The organism is Streptomyces liliiviolaceus, from assembly GCF_018070025.1.
Lineage (GTDB): Bacteria > Actinomycetota > Actinomycetes > Streptomycetales > Streptomycetaceae > Streptomyces > Streptomyces liliiviolaceus.
This window is the reverse complement of record NZ_JAGPYQ010000001.1, coordinates 3794380-3809591: the sequence shown is the minus strand read 5'-3', so window position 1 is coordinate 3809591 and position 15212 is coordinate 3794380. Positions and strand designations below refer to the sequence as shown.

At 72.4% G+C, this 15212-nt stretch carries 15 protein-coding genes; 4 read left to right on the top strand and 11 right to left on the bottom strand.

What is annotated here, in order from left to right; genetic code table 11:
• Nucleotides 1-25: 25 nt before the first annotated feature.
• The 3 genes from J8N05_RS16635 to J8N05_RS16625 all read right to left on the bottom strand — a co-directional run bounded on the left by J8N05_RS16635 (nucleotide 26) and on the right by J8N05_RS16625 (nucleotide 2594).
• Nucleotides 26-196 carry a hypothetical protein gene (locus J8N05_RS16635; protein WP_210883635.1) on the bottom strand — a complete coding sequence of 57 codons (171 nt, stop codon included), beginning with the start codon at nucleotides 194-196 and terminating at the stop codon, nucleotides 26-28.
• A gap of 145 nt (nucleotides 197-341) precedes the next feature.
• A complete protein-coding gene (locus J8N05_RS16630; protein ID WP_210883633.1) occupies nucleotides 342-1046 on the bottom strand; it encodes a DUF899 domain-containing protein in 705 nt (234 codons plus the stop codon).
• A gap of 126 nt (nucleotides 1047-1172) precedes the next feature.
• Entirely contained in the window at nucleotides 1173-2594 is a 1422-nt protein-coding gene (locus tag J8N05_RS16625; protein ID WP_210883632.1) for an amidohydrolase, read from the bottom strand.
• Between the two features lie 170 nt (nucleotides 2595-2764).
• Between J8N05_RS16625 and J8N05_RS16620 the strand changes: the two genes are divergently transcribed.
• Complete coding sequence (locus J8N05_RS16620; protein WP_210883631.1) at nucleotides 2765-3721, top strand: endonuclease/exonuclease/phosphatase family protein; 957 nt, start codon at nucleotides 2765-2767, stop codon at nucleotides 3719-3721.
• A gap of 104 nt (nucleotides 3722-3825) precedes the next feature.
• On the opposite strand, the gene J8N05_RS16615 is transcribed toward J8N05_RS16620, so the two are convergent.
• The 4 genes from J8N05_RS16615 to J8N05_RS16600 form a co-directional block, all read right to left on the bottom strand.
• Nucleotides 3826-5766 carry an FUSC family protein gene (locus tag J8N05_RS16615; RefSeq protein WP_247706302.1) on the bottom strand — a complete coding sequence of 647 codons (1941 nt, stop codon included), beginning with the start codon at nucleotides 5764-5766 and terminating at the stop codon, nucleotides 3826-3828.
• Nucleotides 5767-6515: 749 nt separating this feature from the next.
• Entirely contained in the window at nucleotides 6516-7247 is a 732-nt protein-coding gene (locus J8N05_RS16610) for a DUF7873 family protein (RefSeq protein ID WP_210883630.1), read from the bottom strand.
• 58 nt (nucleotides 7248-7305) lie between these two features.
• A complete protein-coding gene (locus tag J8N05_RS16605) occupies nucleotides 7306-7737 on the bottom strand; it encodes a hypothetical protein (protein ID WP_210883629.1) in 432 nt (143 codons plus the stop codon).
• A 125-nt stretch (nucleotides 7738-7862) separates the two neighbouring features.
• Nucleotides 7863-9035, bottom strand: coding sequence for a peptidoglycan recognition protein family protein (locus J8N05_RS16600; RefSeq protein WP_210883628.1), 1173 nt, complete (start codon nucleotides 9033-9035; stop codon nucleotides 7863-7865).
• 189 nt (nucleotides 9036-9224) lie between these two features.
• Here J8N05_RS16600 and J8N05_RS16595 point away from each other — a divergent pair, with 189 nt between their 5' ends.
• A complete protein-coding gene (locus tag J8N05_RS16595) occupies nucleotides 9225-9644 on the top strand; it encodes a RidA family protein (protein WP_210883627.1) in 420 nt (139 codons plus the stop codon).
• Nucleotides 9645-9657: 13 nt separating this feature from the next.
• Here the strand turns inward: J8N05_RS16595 and J8N05_RS16590 are convergent, their stop codons facing one another.
• The 3 genes from J8N05_RS16590 to J8N05_RS16580 all read right to left on the bottom strand — a co-directional run bounded on the left by J8N05_RS16590 (nucleotide 9658) and on the right by J8N05_RS16580 (nucleotide 13106).
• Nucleotides 9658-10608, bottom strand: a complete 951-nt coding sequence (locus J8N05_RS16590) for a glycoside hydrolase family 6 protein (protein ID WP_210883625.1) — start codon at nucleotides 10606-10608, stop codon at nucleotides 9658-9660.
• Between the two features lie 285 nt (nucleotides 10609-10893).
• Nucleotides 10894-11610 (bottom strand): aspartate/glutamate racemase family protein, encoded by a 717-nt coding sequence (locus tag J8N05_RS16585; RefSeq protein ID WP_210883623.1) that lies wholly within the window; start codon nucleotides 11608-11610, stop codon nucleotides 10894-10896.
• Nucleotides 11611-11612: 2 nt separating this feature from the next.
• Nucleotides 11613-13106: an NCS1 family nucleobase:cation symporter-1 gene (locus J8N05_RS16580; protein ID WP_210883622.1), complete on the bottom strand. Its 1494-nt coding sequence runs from the start codon at nucleotides 13104-13106 to the stop codon at nucleotides 11613-11615.
• 204 nt (nucleotides 13107-13310) lie between these two features.
• On the opposite strand from J8N05_RS16580, the gene J8N05_RS16575 reads away from it, so the two are divergent.
• Nucleotides 13311-14000: a GntR family transcriptional regulator gene (locus J8N05_RS16575; protein WP_210883621.1), complete on the top strand. Its 690-nt coding sequence runs from the start codon at nucleotides 13311-13313 to the stop codon at nucleotides 13998-14000.
• Complete coding sequence (locus J8N05_RS16570; RefSeq protein WP_210883620.1) at nucleotides 13997-14404, top strand: (2Fe-2S) ferredoxin domain-containing protein; 408 nt, start codon at nucleotides 13997-13999, stop codon at nucleotides 14402-14404. The genes J8N05_RS16575 and J8N05_RS16570 overlap by 4 nt, the downstream gene beginning before the upstream one ends.
• A gap of 73 nt (nucleotides 14405-14477) precedes the next feature.
• On the opposite strand, the gene J8N05_RS16565 is transcribed toward J8N05_RS16570, so the two are convergent.
• Nucleotides 14478-15197: a uracil-DNA glycosylase gene (locus J8N05_RS16565; protein WP_210883619.1), complete on the bottom strand. Its 720-nt coding sequence runs from the start codon at nucleotides 15195-15197 to the stop codon at nucleotides 14478-14480.
• Between the last annotated feature and the right edge of the window lie 15 nt (nucleotides 15198-15212).

The window sequence follows — 15212 nt, the reverse complement described above, 5'->3', positions numbered from 1 at the left end:
ACCCGGCGGCGCCCGCTCGCGCGGCTTACTCGACGAGTTCCCGCACGACGACCAGGAAGGTGTCCGTCGACAGGTCCATCACGACGTCCACGTGCTGCCCTTCGAGGCGGCGCGCATGCGCGAACTCCTCCGCGGGCCAGGAACCACGCGGCCCACCGGCCGGAAAGCGCTCCAGCACCGTTCGACCGTTCACCATCCTGTACCTCCATGTAGCGCTGCTCCCGTAAGAGCCCTTGAAGAGTTAAACGCTCATCATGGGGTGTAGGTCTCGCGAAGTGACGTCACTGAGACGTAGTCGACACACGGTCACAACGGATGGGGGAACATCCGGGCGATCGCTCTCAGTCCTCGTACTCGTCGTGATATCGGATGCCCTCGCTGCCCGCGGGCGCCCCCAGTGCCGACGCGCGCCCCTCCGGCTTCTCCCACTCCTCCTGCCGGCCGAGTGCCGTGAGGTCCAGGAAGCTCGTGGTGGAGCCCAGCCCGTCGAGTCCGCGCGCGTACGTCGAGTACGTGTGGAAGATCCGGTCCCGCTCCCGCAGGAAACAGCTCACCCCCGGCCGCTCGTAGGGCTCCTGGCCGTCGTCGCCCGCGCCCGTCCCGAACGAGGCCTGGAAGTCGTAGGAGAAGTCGTTGTCGTACGACGAGTACCAGGGCAGCGTCCACCCCATCCGCGCCTTGAAGGGCAGGATCTTCGTGTACGGCGCCCTGGAGATCACCGCGAACTCGGTGCCCCGCGCGCGCAGATGCGCCAGGTGCCCGATCTGGTCGACGAACGCCGAGCAGCTGCGGCAGCCCGCGTCCCACTCGGGCGCGAACATGAAGTGGTAGACGACGAGTTGCCGCCGCCCTTCGAAGAGGTCCAGCAGGGTCGCCTTGCCGTCGCCGCCCTCGAAGACGTACTCCTTGTCGATCCCGACCATGGGCAGCCGTCGCCGGTCGGCGTTGAGCGCGTCCCGGGCCCGGGTCGCGGCCTTCTCCCTGACCAGCAGTTCCTCGCGCGCGGCCTGCCATTCCTCGCGCGACACGATCCGCGGAAGCGTCATCGCTACTCCTTCGGTGCGGTGCCTTGTCAGGGGTGGACCGCGGGGAGCGCCGGAACTCATCGGTGGGCCGGAAATTCTTTTCGGGACGTTCTCTTCCGGGCCTGCCGGCACGGGGCCGGGTGCGTCTCAGGTCTCGTACTCCTGGACGCGCCTGCCGTGGGCGCGGTCGATGAGGGTGGGCATGCGTTCGTTCATCTCCCGTACCACCGCCGGGACGTCGAGGGTCAGGAGTTCCCGGTCACGCATGAGGATCCGCCCGTCGACGATCGTCGTGCGTACGTCACCGGAGCGGGCGCTGTGCACCAGGGTGGCGGCGAGATCGTGCACGGGCTGGGTGTGCGGGCCGCTCAGGTCCACCAGGACAATGTCGGCCCGGCGCCCCGGTGCGAGGCTGCCGATCCGCTCGCCGAGCCCGACCGCCCGCGCGCTCTGCAGCGTCGCGTGGTGCAGGGCCTGTCGGGACGTGAGCCGGCGCGGGTCGGCCTCGGTGAACTTCTGCGCCAGCGCGGTGAGCGCCATGGACTCCCATACGTCCAGGGAGTTGTTGGAGGCGGCCCCGTCGGTGGCGAGCCCCACGGGGATGCCGAGTTCACGCAGGGCGCGTACCGGAGTGGTCGTGGGCCAGGCGAACTTGAGGTAGCCGCGGGGCGCGCTGGCCACGCCGACACGGCCGGTCGCGCGGGCGAGCACGGGCAGGTCGCGCTCCACGATGCCGGTGCCGTGCGCGATGAGCAGATCGGTGTCGAGCAGGCCGGCCTCGGCCAGCACCTCGATCGGGGTACGGCCGTGGCGGGCGAGGCTCGCGTCGGTCTGGGCGCGGTTCTCGGCGGCGTGGAGGTGCACGAGCAGGCCGTGTTCGCGGGCGAGCCCGGCGGTCGCCGCGAGGTCGGCGTCGTCCACGGTGTAGGGCGCGTGCGGGGCGAGCGAGGTGGTGATCCGGCCGTCGGCGGTGTCGCGGTGCCTCAGGGCGAAGTCGAGCGACCGCTCACGGCCCTCGGCGCCCTGAGAGGAGAAGAAGGCCTGCCCGAGGTTGGCGCGCAGACCGCTCTCGGCGGTCACGGCGGCGACGGTGTCCATCGAGAAGTAGTGGTCCGCGAAGCAGGTGACCCCGCCGCGGATCATCTCGGCGCAGGCCAGCCGCGCCCCCAACTCGACGTCCCGCTCCTGGAGGTTGGACTCGATGGGCCAGACGTATTCGTTGAACCACTCCTCGATGGGCAGGTCCTCCGCGATGCCGCGCAGGGTCACCATCGGGGTGTGGGTGTGGCAGTTGACCAGGCCGGGCATCGCGACCTGGCCACGGGCGTCGATGTGCTCGGCGTCGGCGAGGCCGGCTGCGAGGAGGTCGGCCGGGCCGCCGGCGATCGTCGCGATACGGCCGCCGCGTACGACGATGGTGGCGTCCTCGACGAAGCCGATCTCTTCGCGTTCGTCGTGCACGAGGGCGGTGCACCCGGTGATGACGAGATCGGCGGCCTCCGGCGCGCGGGCGGCCGGGGAACCCGGTGGGTCGGTCGTCGCGTCGGGCGTGGGCTCGGGCGAGGTCATCACGCCACGGTACGGCGGGATCGTGCCGCCGGGTGACGTGAACCGCGCATCCTGTCCCCGCCCTGTCCCGGGGGCGGTTTCGCGCGCACTCTGAGCCCGAGGACCGTCCCTCGGCCTCACCATTCGACGGGCGGCGCCCTTGGGAAGGCCCGTCCGGGAAGGAGCCCGGCATGCTCCTCGGCACCTGGAACCTGGAGAACCTGTACCGGCCCGGCGGGGCGTTCGGCCCGCGTACCGAGGCCGCGTACAAGGCGAAGCTCACCACGCTGGCCGGGGTCGTCAGGGAACTGGATCCCACGCTGCTCGGTGTGCAGGAGGTCGGCGACCCGGCCGCGCTGGAGGACCTGGCCGGGATGCTGGAGGGCGACTGGCACACCGTGCTCTCGGCGCATCCGGACGGCCGGGGCATCCGGGTCGGTTTCCTCAGCCGGCCGGTACCGCGGACGCTCGTCGACACCAATGAGTTCCCCGCGCCGCTGCGGCCCGTCCAGGGCGACGACGACGGCGAACCGGTGCCCCGGACGGGTCGCGGTCTCCTGGCGGTGGAGGCGGTGCTTCCGGGCACGGGCGTGACCCTGTCGGTGGCGGTCTGCCATCTGAAGTCGAAGCTGCTGACGTACCCGGGCGGCCGGTTCCAGCCACGGAACGAGGGCGAGCGGGCCCGCTACGGCGCGTACGCCCTGTACCGGCGGGCCGCGGAGGCCACGACACTGCGTGCCGTCGCCGACCGCCTCCTGGACGGCAAGGGCGGGGAGCGAGACGTGGCCGTGCTCGGCGACCTCAACGACGAGGTCGCCGCCGCGACGACACAGATCCTGCAGGGCCCGCCCGGCTCCGAGATCGGCACTCCCGGGTTCGGCCGGCCCGACCGGGGTGACGCGACGCGGCTCTGGAACATCGCTCCCCTCATCCCGGAGAAGCAGCGTTTCTCCCGCGTCCACTCCGGGCGCCCCGAACTGATCGACCACATCCTGGTCAGCCACCGGCTCCTCGACCGGGTGACCGGGGCGGGGACGGGGGCACCGGTCCAGGAGACACCGCTGCCGTCGGTCGACACGGATCCGGCCACCCGCCGGGACGCGACGGGCTCGGACCACGCGCCGGTGTGGGCACGGATAGCGCCCTGAGCGGTCCGGCAGCGCCCCCGTAGGGGCGCGGGGCTGTGACATTTTGCGGCTGCGCCGCGTGGGCGCGCCCAGCCACGACGCACCCGCAGACAAGGTCCCCAAGCTCAGGCGATGCGCAGCCCAGCACCCTCCCGCCGATCCACGAGCTCGTCGAGAAGCACGGCGAGGCGCTCGGTGTGCCGCGGAGTGAGCCGTCCCGTGTCGTCGAGATGCACGGCGCAGGCGGTGGTGGTGTCCACGAGCCGTTCGAGCGTGGCCGCGACCTCGTCGGTGCCCGCCGTGTGCCGGGCCAGCGTGGGGAGTTCGGCGGCGGAACGGTCGATCGCCGCGCGGGCCTCCGCCAGCGTCCGGTAGGCCTCGCGGCGCAGCGCCCAGCGGGTGGCCCGGTCGTCGGCGGCGCCGCGGTCGGTGCCCCCGCCGACGACGCCGTCGACGCCCCCGTCGACGACGCTCAGGACGTGCGTGAGATAGGCGTGCGCCGCGTCGGTGGCGGCCGTCAGCCGGGCCCGTACGTTCCCGCCGCGCTGCCCCGGCGCCGGGAGATGTCCGACGACGAGCACGATCGCGCAGGCCAGCAGCGTCTCGCCGATCCGGCTCCAGGAGGCCTCCGGCTCGCCGCCGACCATGACGAGGGCGAGCACGAGGACGGTGACGACGGCCGTCTGCGCGGCGAAGTGCCGGGTGGCGACGGGGATGAGGGCTCCGCTGACCGCCACGAGCGCGACGAGGCCCTCGGGCCGGGGCAGTACGGCCGCGAAGCCCGCGAAGACGAGGGCGCCCAGGACGGTTCCGGCCGCCCGGTTCAGTACGCGCGAGACGAGCGGGCCGAGGTCCGGCTTCACGAGGAACACGGCGGTCGCGGGAAGCCAGTACCAGTGGACGTGGTGCAGTGCCTGGGCGACGGCGACGGCGGCGCCGTAGCAGAGGGCCACGCGCAGGCCGTACTCCCGCCCTCCGGTGCCGGTGACGGTGCGCAGGAGCGCCCGGGCGCGCGGGGGCCGCAGATGCAGGCCCTTGTGGGCGGTCCGCTCGGCGCCGAGCCCGAGGGGGTGGCCGCCGCTCGCCTTCCGGGGCTGCGGGCCGCCGCGGTCGAAGGTCTCGGCGGCGTGCAGCAGGGCGTCGTCGAGGGCCCGCAGTCCGGGGACGGTCCGGGCGGGCGCGGGCAGCGGCCCGCAGGGCTCCCCCGTCCGCACGGCGACGGCGAGCCGCCGCGGTCCCCGGGCCGTGCGGGCGGGCAGCGCCTCACCGGCCCAGGCCAGCGCGGTCGCTGCCTCGGCGAGCGGCAGCGCGGCGGCGTACTGGGCCCGCAGCCGCCGCTCGGCCGCGGAACTGGCGTACCGCCGCAGCCGTGGCCCCGCCAGCGCGTCCTGGGCGTGATCGAGCGCGGCGGTCAGCGCGGCCCGTCTGGCGGCGGCCTGCTCCCCGCCCACGGCGGCGAGCAGGTCGGCGATCGCGTCGTACACACCGGCCACCCCGGCGCGCTCCCCGTCGAAACGGAAGTCGTTGGCCAGGGCCCCGGGCGTGGGCAGCGCGAGCCGCAGCGCGATCAGCCAGCCGGTGCCGGCGAGGAAGAACAGGGCCCGCTGCCAGCCCGGTTCGGGCAACGGCATCCCGGCGCCGATGGCCGCGGCGACGAGCAGCTGGGTGCCGGCCCCGGACGCCACGGGCCCCACCGCGCTGACGGCTCCGGCGAGCAGTCCGAGCGCGGTGAGCGTCAGGGTCAGCGGGGCGGCGCCGAGGCCCTCCCCGGCGTACGTGCCGACGGCGATCCCGGCCGCTCCGGCCAGCCCGGGGACGCCGATCCGGGGCACGGCGGTGCGGCGGCTCCCCGGCCGGTCGTTGATCCCGGCGAACATGGCTCCGAGGGCGGCCATCACACCGAGGGGCTCCCGCCCCACGAGAACGGCGACGACGAGCAGGGGCCCGGCGGCGAGCGTCCCGCGCAGCACGGCGTTCCACGGCACGGGCCCCCGCTGCGCGCGCAGCGCATGCGTGAGCCAGGGCGGGAGGACGACGGGGAGGACGTTGAGCAACGGTCGCGGCACGGGCACGGGGCTCCTGTCGAGACGAGGGCGGTTGCGGATGGCATGCCTTCGGGCGACATCGGCCGGGCGGTGTCGGTGGGGTCCTTGCCTGCTTCTCTGCGGCGGATCGGTTCTCTGCGGCGGATCGGTTCTCTGTGGTGGAGCGGGCCTCTACGGAGGACCGGTTCTCCACGGTAGATCGTGTCCGGTGGCGAAACCGGACATGAGCGTTTCCACGGTGTGACGATTTCGGCGAGAGCCGGGTTCTTTATGAACGCAATCGCAATCGCGGGCGCGGGCGCGAGTGCGCCGGGTCGGGCCGGGCTGGGCCGGGTCGGGCCGGGCTGGGCCGGGTCGGGCCGGAAAAGGGAGCGGGCCCGGGGGCGTAGCCGGCCCCCGAGCCCTGTGATGCCACCCATGCGGCACGCCGGCACGCTTGAGGACCCAGGTCAGTTTCATGTCGCCGCGTCCTGCCTTTGGACCACCGCACATCGAGCTGTGCGGGCCGGACTTGAACCGGCATTTCGACGCCCGGAGCCTGGGTCCGGTCGATCCGGCGATCGGCGGCGAATGCTGAGTCTGGAGCAATAGTCTGAGATTGAGCGCGGTCTGCCTCTGCCGATTGGGCTACCGCGGCGCGAAGGGTGCCGCGGGGAGGACTTGAACCTCCACTGGAACCGCGCGGTCACGACAAGCTTCAGGTTCAGCTTGCGCTCCTCGCGCACCCCGGCCTTCGGCCTTCATAGGCGATGACCGGGGAGATGGTGAGGCTACCCGAACAGGTAGCCGAACACAGCGTCTCCGACACGCTCGTCGGTGACCTCCGCGCCGTTCGCCTCTTCCCGGGCGAACTTGACGGCCTGCTGCAGCTTCTCGACCCGGTCGAGCAGTTCGTTGACACGCCGCGCGGGCAGGGCGCCGGAGAACTTCACGGTCGTCCAGTACCCGACGGGAATGTCCTCGTAGTACACCTCGACCTGGGCGGGGTGCTTGTCGGTGGCCTCGGCCTTGACGTGGTTCCGCGGGACCTTCTTCGTACGGAGCGTGCGCACCGGCTCGGTCTTCCACGCGTCGGTCGACGGGTCCTGGACCCACGACTCGGAGGCGTCGAGCACGGGCAGCTTCCGTACGAAGGTGTTGAGGTCGGTGAGCTGCTTCTCAAGGAAGAGCAGGTAGGACACCGGAACGTCGGCGACGAGCACCCGCCCGTCGACCTTGACGTCCGCGCGGGCGGTGCAGTTAGCCCAGTCCTTGGTGGCGGTCACGTCGAACAGCCGGGTCAGCGTGGCCGCGGTGTCCCGCAGCACGTTCTCGGCCCGCACCTGCACCCGGGTCGACTCGGGCGGCAACTGCTCGCCCTCTTCGTCCTTGGGCTGGTACGTACGCGAGATTCCGGCCAGCAGGGCAGGCTTCTGGAGCCCGTGATGCGCGGCCGTCAGGTCCTGGTGCGACTTGGACTTGACGCCCTTCTCCACTGCGATGATCTGATTGAGTTTCGCCACGTCGGTGACGGTAGCAGTGCGGACGGGGACTGATCGAAGGGTTATTCGACGAGCCGCGTCATGTACGGCGCCAGGACTCCCCGATCGTCAGCCCGCCGTTGAACGTGCCGCCCTGGACCACCACACCGGACGCCCCGCCGCTGACGGTGTTGTGGACGGTGAGCGTCGTGGGACCCGTGGGCTGCGGGTCCAACTCGTCGAGAAGTGCGCGGAGTTCGGCCGCCGCCCGCGGATCGTCGCGGAGGGTTCGCCGGAGTCTGGCACGCCAGGACGCCTGGATGTCGGCCGCCGCGTCCTCGTCGTCGGCGTCCCGCGCCGCGACCAGGTCCGCGCGGGACTCCTCCAACTCCCCCTGGACCGACTCGTCGTCCCGCCCCCGCGAGAAGAGGGCGACGGCCCGGTCCCGCACGTTCCCCCACCCGTCGGTCACCATCTGCTGCACGAGAGCCGTCGCCCCCGCCGCCGCCAGCGCCGCCAACTCCGCGTCCATCGGGCCCCCTTCGTCGCGTCTGCGGGTACCCACGGTAGTGGGAGCGGCACGGGCGGCAACCCCGTACCGGGACGGCAACCTCTTACCGGGAGGGCGCGCCCGCCGGGGACGCGCCCTTCCCGCACTCAGCCGGCCGCCACCGCCTTCCGCAGAGCGGCCAGCTCTCCGTACATCACCGCCCCCGGGCACTCCGTCGCCAGCCAGTCGCGGTGGCCGCTGATCTCGTCGACCTCCTTCTTCGCCCCGCTGATCGGGTTGGTGTACGTGACCTTGGCCTGCGGGTCGACCCCGTGGAAGCGGACCAGGGACCGGACCAGGTCGGTGAGGGCGCCGCGGGCGGCCGCGGTCGGGCCCTGCTTCACCAGGTTGCCGATCAGCGCGATGCCGAGGTTGCCCGCGTTGTAGCCGCCCGTGTGGAAGGCGGTCACGAGTTTGCCGTTCGCGTCATGGGCGGGAGTACCGCCCTCGCCCGAGTAGCGGCCCTCGTAGATCTCGCCCTTCTCGTCGACGAGGAAGTGGTAGCCGATGTCACCCCAGTCGTTGGTGACGGCGTGCAGGTGGTACATCGCGCGCACCGTGGCGGCCGGGTTCGCGTCGCCGTTGGCCGTGGCGGTGTGGTGCACCGTGAGGGTCTGGAACTTGTAGTACGTCTGCGGGGAGTTCTCCGTGCCGTCCGGCTTGAAGCGGAGTTTCTCGTCCGCGCCCCAGGCCGCGCGCGAGAGGTAGGCGACGCCGCGCAGCCGGGTGCGGTCGCGGGGCACGGCGACCTTGCGCGCCGGGCCCCGGGTGGTGTCGAGGGCCGTCGACCGCAGATCCGTCGCGCCGTCCGGGGCCTTCAGCTCGTACCCCGAGGCCCGGTCCACGGGGATGAGCAGCGCGCCGCCGTCGCCGTCCGAGCAGCCGCAATCGCTCAGCGGCTGCCAGGCGCTCCTGGCACCGTCGGCGCCGGTCAGCCTGATGCCGCCGCCGGTCGTCCCGCGGGGGCCGGTCCAGCGCACCCCGACGTAGCCGATGGGGAAGGCGGTCTCGACGGGTGCCTCGCCGGTGGCCGTCTCGGCGCGGGTCGTGGGGAACGTCTCGGAGGTCGTGCCGGGTTCCGGGGCGGCGGTGTCCGCGGTGGCCGCTTCCTCGGGGGTGCCGGCCGTCGCGACGGGAGTGAGCGCGGCGCCCGCCGCGACCGCGCCCGCTGCGCCGATCAGCCCACGCCGCGTCACGCGTGACCCGGCGCGGCGGGAAGCGGGAGGAGCGGAGGGAGCGGGGGTGGGGGTGGATGTGGGGGTGCTGGGGGGAACAGTCATGGGGGTTCCTTTGGTCTTGCCGGCCGTCTTGCCGGCCGTTCCTGCGCGTTCGAAGGTGCAAAGACGCAAAGGATCATAGGTCGCCGACCGGGCGGATATTCGGATGCGGACCCGTGCGCCGGGACCGCATCATCGGCCCATCCGCCCGCTGTCCCGCCCCGTCCCGCCGCACTCCGAAAGGCGACCACCGTGCTGAAGCGCGTCACCGTCCCCAGCCTCTTCACCCCGCCCACGTACTCCCACGCCTCCGTGGTCGAGACCGGCACGCGCCTCGCCCTGCTCGCCGGGTCCGTGCCCCTCGACGCGGACGGCGAACTCGTCGGCCCCGGCGACCCCGTACGGCAGGCCGAGCAGGTGATCGCGAACCTGGGTGAGCAACTACGGGCGGTCGGGAGCGACTTCGAGCATGTCGCGTACACCGACGTGTACGTGGTGAGCGCCGACCCCGCCGTGCTCTCCGAGGTCTGGAAGGTCGTGGAGGCCTCCCGGCTGAGCGTCGGCCCGCACGCCTCCACCCTCCTCGGCGTCGCCTGCCTCGGCTATCGGGGCCAGCTCGTGGAGATCACCGCGACAGCTGTGATCCCGGGCTCCGAGGGCGAACACGCCTAGAGCCGTCCGTCGTTCACCCCCGGGCATTGCGCGCCAGCTCCAGCGCGTACGACGGCCACCACTGGCCGGCCGCCGGGCCGCCCCGGCAGGTGCCGTCCGACTCGCCCGGCCGCTTGACCCACAGATAGGCGTCGATCAGCGGCGCGCCCGTGACGGTGGTGGGTGCCACGCCCAGCGCCCGGCCCGGCGGGTTGCACCAGGAATCCGTACCGGCCCGGGGCCCGTTGCCGTTGCGGCTGCTGTCGATCACGAAGTGCTTACCGCCGAGGGCCGCGGACAGCTTGTCGCCGTACGCCGAACTGTCCGCGTCCGTGCGGAAGTTGGCGACGTTCAGCGCGAAGCCGTCGGCGCGGGCGATACCCGACTGCTTCAGCGGCGCGATCAGCCTCGACGTGTCCGGGTGCCAGGCGGGGTTGCCCGCGTCGAGGTAGACGCGGGTGTTCGCCTGCCGCTTGAACCGGTCGACGGCGTACGCCAGCAGCGCGTACCGCTCGTCCGGCACGACCGGGCCGCAGCCGTCCACGCTGTGCGCCACCGCGTCCGGCTCGACGATCACGTACGCGCCCCGGTCCCCGAGCCCCGCCGCGAACTCTTCGACCCACTCCCGGTACTCCGTGGCGCTCCAGGCTCCGCCGCCCGAGTACGAGCCGCAGTCGCGGTACGGGATGTAGTAGGCGACGAGTACCGCCGTACGCCCTTCCCGTGCGGCGGCGGTGGTGCGCGCCTCCACGACGGCCCGGGGCTCGGAGCCGACCAGCCATTCGGCCTGGGGACGGGTGGAGATACGTTCCATCAGCAGGGCGTCCGCGGTCCGTCCCGTACTACGCCATTCGACCGCCTGCCGGGCGGCGCCGGAGTCGGGATTCACCCAGAGGACGGTCTCGGCGTCGGCGCCGGACACCTCGCCGCCCCACAGAGCGGCCGACGCGGCCACCCCCGAGGCGACCAGCCCGACGACGAACATCCGTACACGGCCCCTGCCCCTGTCCCTCTCCCTCGTGCTTTCGGCTCTGCCCCTGGCCTCGTCCCGACGGCGTGGACGGCGACGGGCGCTGACGCGGGCTCCGACAGCTGGGGGCACGACCGACTCCGTTCCCGCCGCCGCGGCACCGGCGGCGGCTCGTCCGCGAGCGGCCGGCCGGCTGCCGGCGGCTCTCTCCGGGAGTCTGCGGTCCCCCGGGATCCACCGCCGTGCCCGCCGCCTCCGCCGCCCCCGGAATCACTCCGACGGCGGCGCCCGCCGCAGCCGTCACTCCCGCGGCGGCGACCAGATCCGCCGCTTCGGCAGCGGCTTCGCCCAACCGCCCGCGCGGCTCGTCGTGAGACCCAGGGACACCAGCGACTCGGCGAGCTTCACCGCGGCGCCCACCCCGTCGACGACGGGCAGCCCCAGCTTCTCGCCCACGGCCCGCTGCAGGCCGGTCATCCCGGCACATCCGAGGACCAGGACCTCGGCGCCGGCGTCCCGGGCCCGCTCGGCCGCGGCGACGAAGGCCGCCTCCGTACGCTCCTGGTCTCCGAGGTCGAGCACACCGAGCCCCGTACCCACGACCACGGCGCAGTTCCGGGCGACCCCCGCCGTGTACAGGCTGTCCTCGATCTGCCCGGCGGAGCGCTCCAGCGTGGTGACGACTCCGTACCGCCGCCCGAGCAGGCACGCGAGGTGGGCGGCGGCCTCGGTGATGTCGACGACGGGTACGTCCACGAGTTCCCGTACGCCCTCGCGCCCGTGTTCACCGAAACCGGCCATGACGACGGCGTCGTACGGGCCCTCGTACGTGCGCAGGGTGTCGAGGACGGCGGCGGCCGACAGATAGCTGTCGAGCCAGCCCTCCGCGGACTCGGGGCCCCAGGCGGGGGTGAGTCCGAGCACGGTGGTGCCCGGGCCTGCGGCGGCCCGGGCACCTCGCACGATCTCCTCGGTCATCCCCTGCGTCGTATTGCAGTTGGTGACGACGATCCGCACGCTCAGCCCTCCTGGGGAGTGACGGCCGCGACCGGCTCGGACACGGCGGTGTCGGCGGCGGCGCGCTCGGAGCGGCACAGCAGCGCGTACAGCCCGGCGGCCAGCGCCGTACCGATGAACCAGGAGTACGGGGCCACGTCGCTGAAGGTCTTCACCAGCGCGAGGACCGCCGAGACCGCCGCCGCGGGCAGGAACGCCCACAGGGCCTTGGGGTTGACGCCCTTGCGGTAGTAGTAGCGCGACCCGGGCTGAGCGTTGAACAGCTCGTTCACGTCGATGCGACCGCGCTTGACCCAGAAGTAGTCGAGCATGATCACACCGAACAGCGGGCCGAGGAAGGCGCCGAGGCCGCCGAGGAAGTAGTTGACGACGGTGGGGTTGGAGAAGAGGTTCCACGGCGTCACGACCAACGCGGCGACCGTACTGATCATGCCGCCGACCTTGAAGGTGATCTTCTGCGGCCAGACGTTGGCCAGGTCGTACGCGGGCGAGACGAAGTTGGCGACGATGTTGACGCCCATGGTGGCGATGGCGAAGGTCAGCGCCCCCAGGATGAGCACCCACTTGTTGCCGATCTCGGCGACGAGGTGGGCCGGGTCGGTGATCGCCTTGCCGAACACCTCGATGGAGCCGGCCGTGACGATGACCGACACGATCACGAAGGCGGTCGAGTTGATCGGCAGACCCCAGAAGTTGCCGCGCTTGACGGTCCGGTAGCTGGGCGCGAAGCGCGAGAAGTCGCAGAAGTTGAGCATCAGCGTGCCGTACGTGGCCAGGATCAGGCCGATCGCGCCGAACCACTGCCGCCACTGCTCGCCCACGGAGACCGGGTTCGGGGTCGAGGTGAGCGAGATGGTCCAGCCGGCCTTCGCGAGGATCCAGATGGCGAGGGCGATCATCACGAGCCAGATGGCGGGACCGCAGAAGTCCTGGAACTTCCGTACGGATTCCATGCCCTGGCTGATGATCAGCGCCTGGACCAGCCACAGCGAGACGAAGGACACCCAGCCGAGCGCGTCGAGCCCGAGGAACGAGCTGTGGGTCCAGGATTCCAGCCCCGGCCAGGCCGCGAGCAGCATGATGTTGACGGCGACGGAGGCCAGATAGGTCTGGATGCCGTACCACATGATGGCGATGACGGCCCTGATCAGCGCCGGGATGTTGGCACCCCAGACGCCGAAGCTGATGCGGCTGACGACCGGGAAGGGCACGCCGTGTGCCTGTCCGATCCTCCCCATCCAGTTCATGCCTATGTAGATGAGCACGAAGCCGACGAGCAGGGACGTGAAGATCTGCCAGACGTTCATGCCGAGGACCAGCAGCCCGGCCGCGAACGTGTAGTTGCCGAGGTTGTGGACGTCGGACATCCACATGGCGAAGAGGTCGAAGACCTTCCAGTTGCGCTTGCCCGCGGGGGCGAGGTCCTCATTGGTGAGCCTGGGATCGGGGACGAATGCCGGCGTGCCGGTGGCAGCGGCGGGATCGGCGAGTGACACAGGGCCTCCATGAGCGTGGTCGGGGACGACGGGAGGACTGGGGTGGGGGGATGCGCGAGTGGATGAGTGAGAGGAGGACGGGGACGGCTGCAGACCGCTTTGGTATACCAAACTGTGGTCATGGTCCCGCTCCCGATGACATCTCGCCATGTCCGGGCGGTAACAGCTCGGTAAAACAGTCCACGGGTCGGCGAGGATGGACGCATGACGACGGTGGAACCGCTGGGGGCGGTGCGCGAGCGGGTGCTCAGCTCGCTGCGGCAGGAGATCATCGCCGGGCGGCTGCTGCCCGGCGACCGGTTGGTCGAGCGCGAGCTGGCCGAGCGGTTCGGGGTCTCCCGGGTACCGGTCCGCGAGGCGATCCGGGCGCTGGTCACCGAGGGTTTCGTCCTCTTCGAGACCCCGCGCCGCGCGGTCGTACGCCGGCTGACCCGCACGGACGTCGCGGAACTCTTCGAACTCCGCGAGGCCCTTGAGGTGTACGCCACCGGGCTCGCCGCCCGGCGCGCCACCCGGGCCGACCTGGCCGAGCTCGACGAACTCCTCGACCGCGCGGCGGACGCGACCGCCGCGGACGACGCCGAGGCGATCACCGACATCAACACCCGCTTCCACGACCGCATCCTGGCGATGGCCGGAAACAGCCTGCTGATCTCCGTGATGGAACCGGTCGACGGCCGCCTGCGCTGGCTCACCCGCCAGAACGAGGAGTGGCCGCAACTCCTCGCCGAACACCGGGAGCTGTACGCGGCCATCGCCTCCGGCGACCGCGAACGGGCCCGCGCCCACGCGCTGGCACACGTCCGGGCCAACTACCGCTCGACGGTGCGCCACCTCTTCGGCGACACGGACGCCCCCGTCCTCACCGGTACTGATCTCGAAGGAGAAGTGTGACTGCCCGTACGGCGATCGGTGCCGCGAGGACCCGGCCCTGCACGCTCGTCGTCTGCCGCGGCTGCTGCTGCGGCGACGCGCGCAAGTACCCCGGCTACGACCACGACTGGCAACTGGCCCGCCTGCGCGCCGCCGCCGACGCCTCCGGTGGCCGCCTGGCGGTCCGTACGGCGGACTGCCTCGGCCCCTGCGACCAGGCCAACATCATCGTCGTACAGCCGTCGGGCGAGGGCCGCAGGCGGGGCGGCAAGGCCGTCTGGATCGGCTGGTCGATGGGCGACGACTGCACCGACGAGATACTCCGCTGGGCGGAATCGGGCGGCCCCGGCATCACCGCTCCCCCGGCCACCCTGGAACTGCAGTTCGTCCAGTCGGCGGGCGAACGGGACCGGGCGCGTCGGTAGCCCCGCGCCCGGGGGAGGCCGCGCGCCCGGGCGCGGGGAGGATGTGGCGGGGGGGGGCACCGCCCTGGGCCGGTCATGGGGTTGCGGGCAGCCCCGCCGCTCGGGCCGCCGTGCGCAGTGTGTCCCGGAGCATCTCCGGGGTCAGCCGGCCGGTGAAGGTGTTGCGCTGGCTCACGTGGTAGCAGCCGAAGAGGTGGAGGGGGTGGGCCTCCGGGCCCTCCAGGACGACCTGTGCTCCGTGGGCGAAGGCCGGACGGGGCCGGGGTACCTGCCGGCCCGCCTCGGTGAACGCGGGCAGCGCCGCCTGCCAGCCGAAACCGCCGAGCACGACGACCGCGCGGAGGGTGGGTGCGAGCAGCCGCAGTTCGTTCACGAGCCAGGGGCGGCACGTGTCGCGTTCCTCGGGCGTCGGCTTGTTGGCGGGCGGCGCGCAGTGCACGGGCGAGGTGACGCGGACGCCGTACAGGGTCAGTCCGTCGTCGGCGCTCTCGGACGTGGGCTGCGAGGCGAGGCCCACGTCGTGCAGCGCCGCGTACAGCACGTCCCCGGACCGGTCTCCCGTGAACATCCGGCCGGTCCGGTTCCCGCCGTGCGCCGCGGGCGCGAGCCCGATCACGAGGAGCGGGGCGTCCGGCGGTCCGAACCCCGGCACCGGGCGGCCCCAGTACGTCTGGTCCACGAAGGCGGCCCGTTTCGTCCGGGCCACTTCCTCCCGCCACTCGACCAGCCGTGGGCAGGCCCGGCACCCGGCGATCCGCCGGTCCAGTTCCGCCACGCTGCGCTCCTGCTCCATGCCGTCACGGTATGC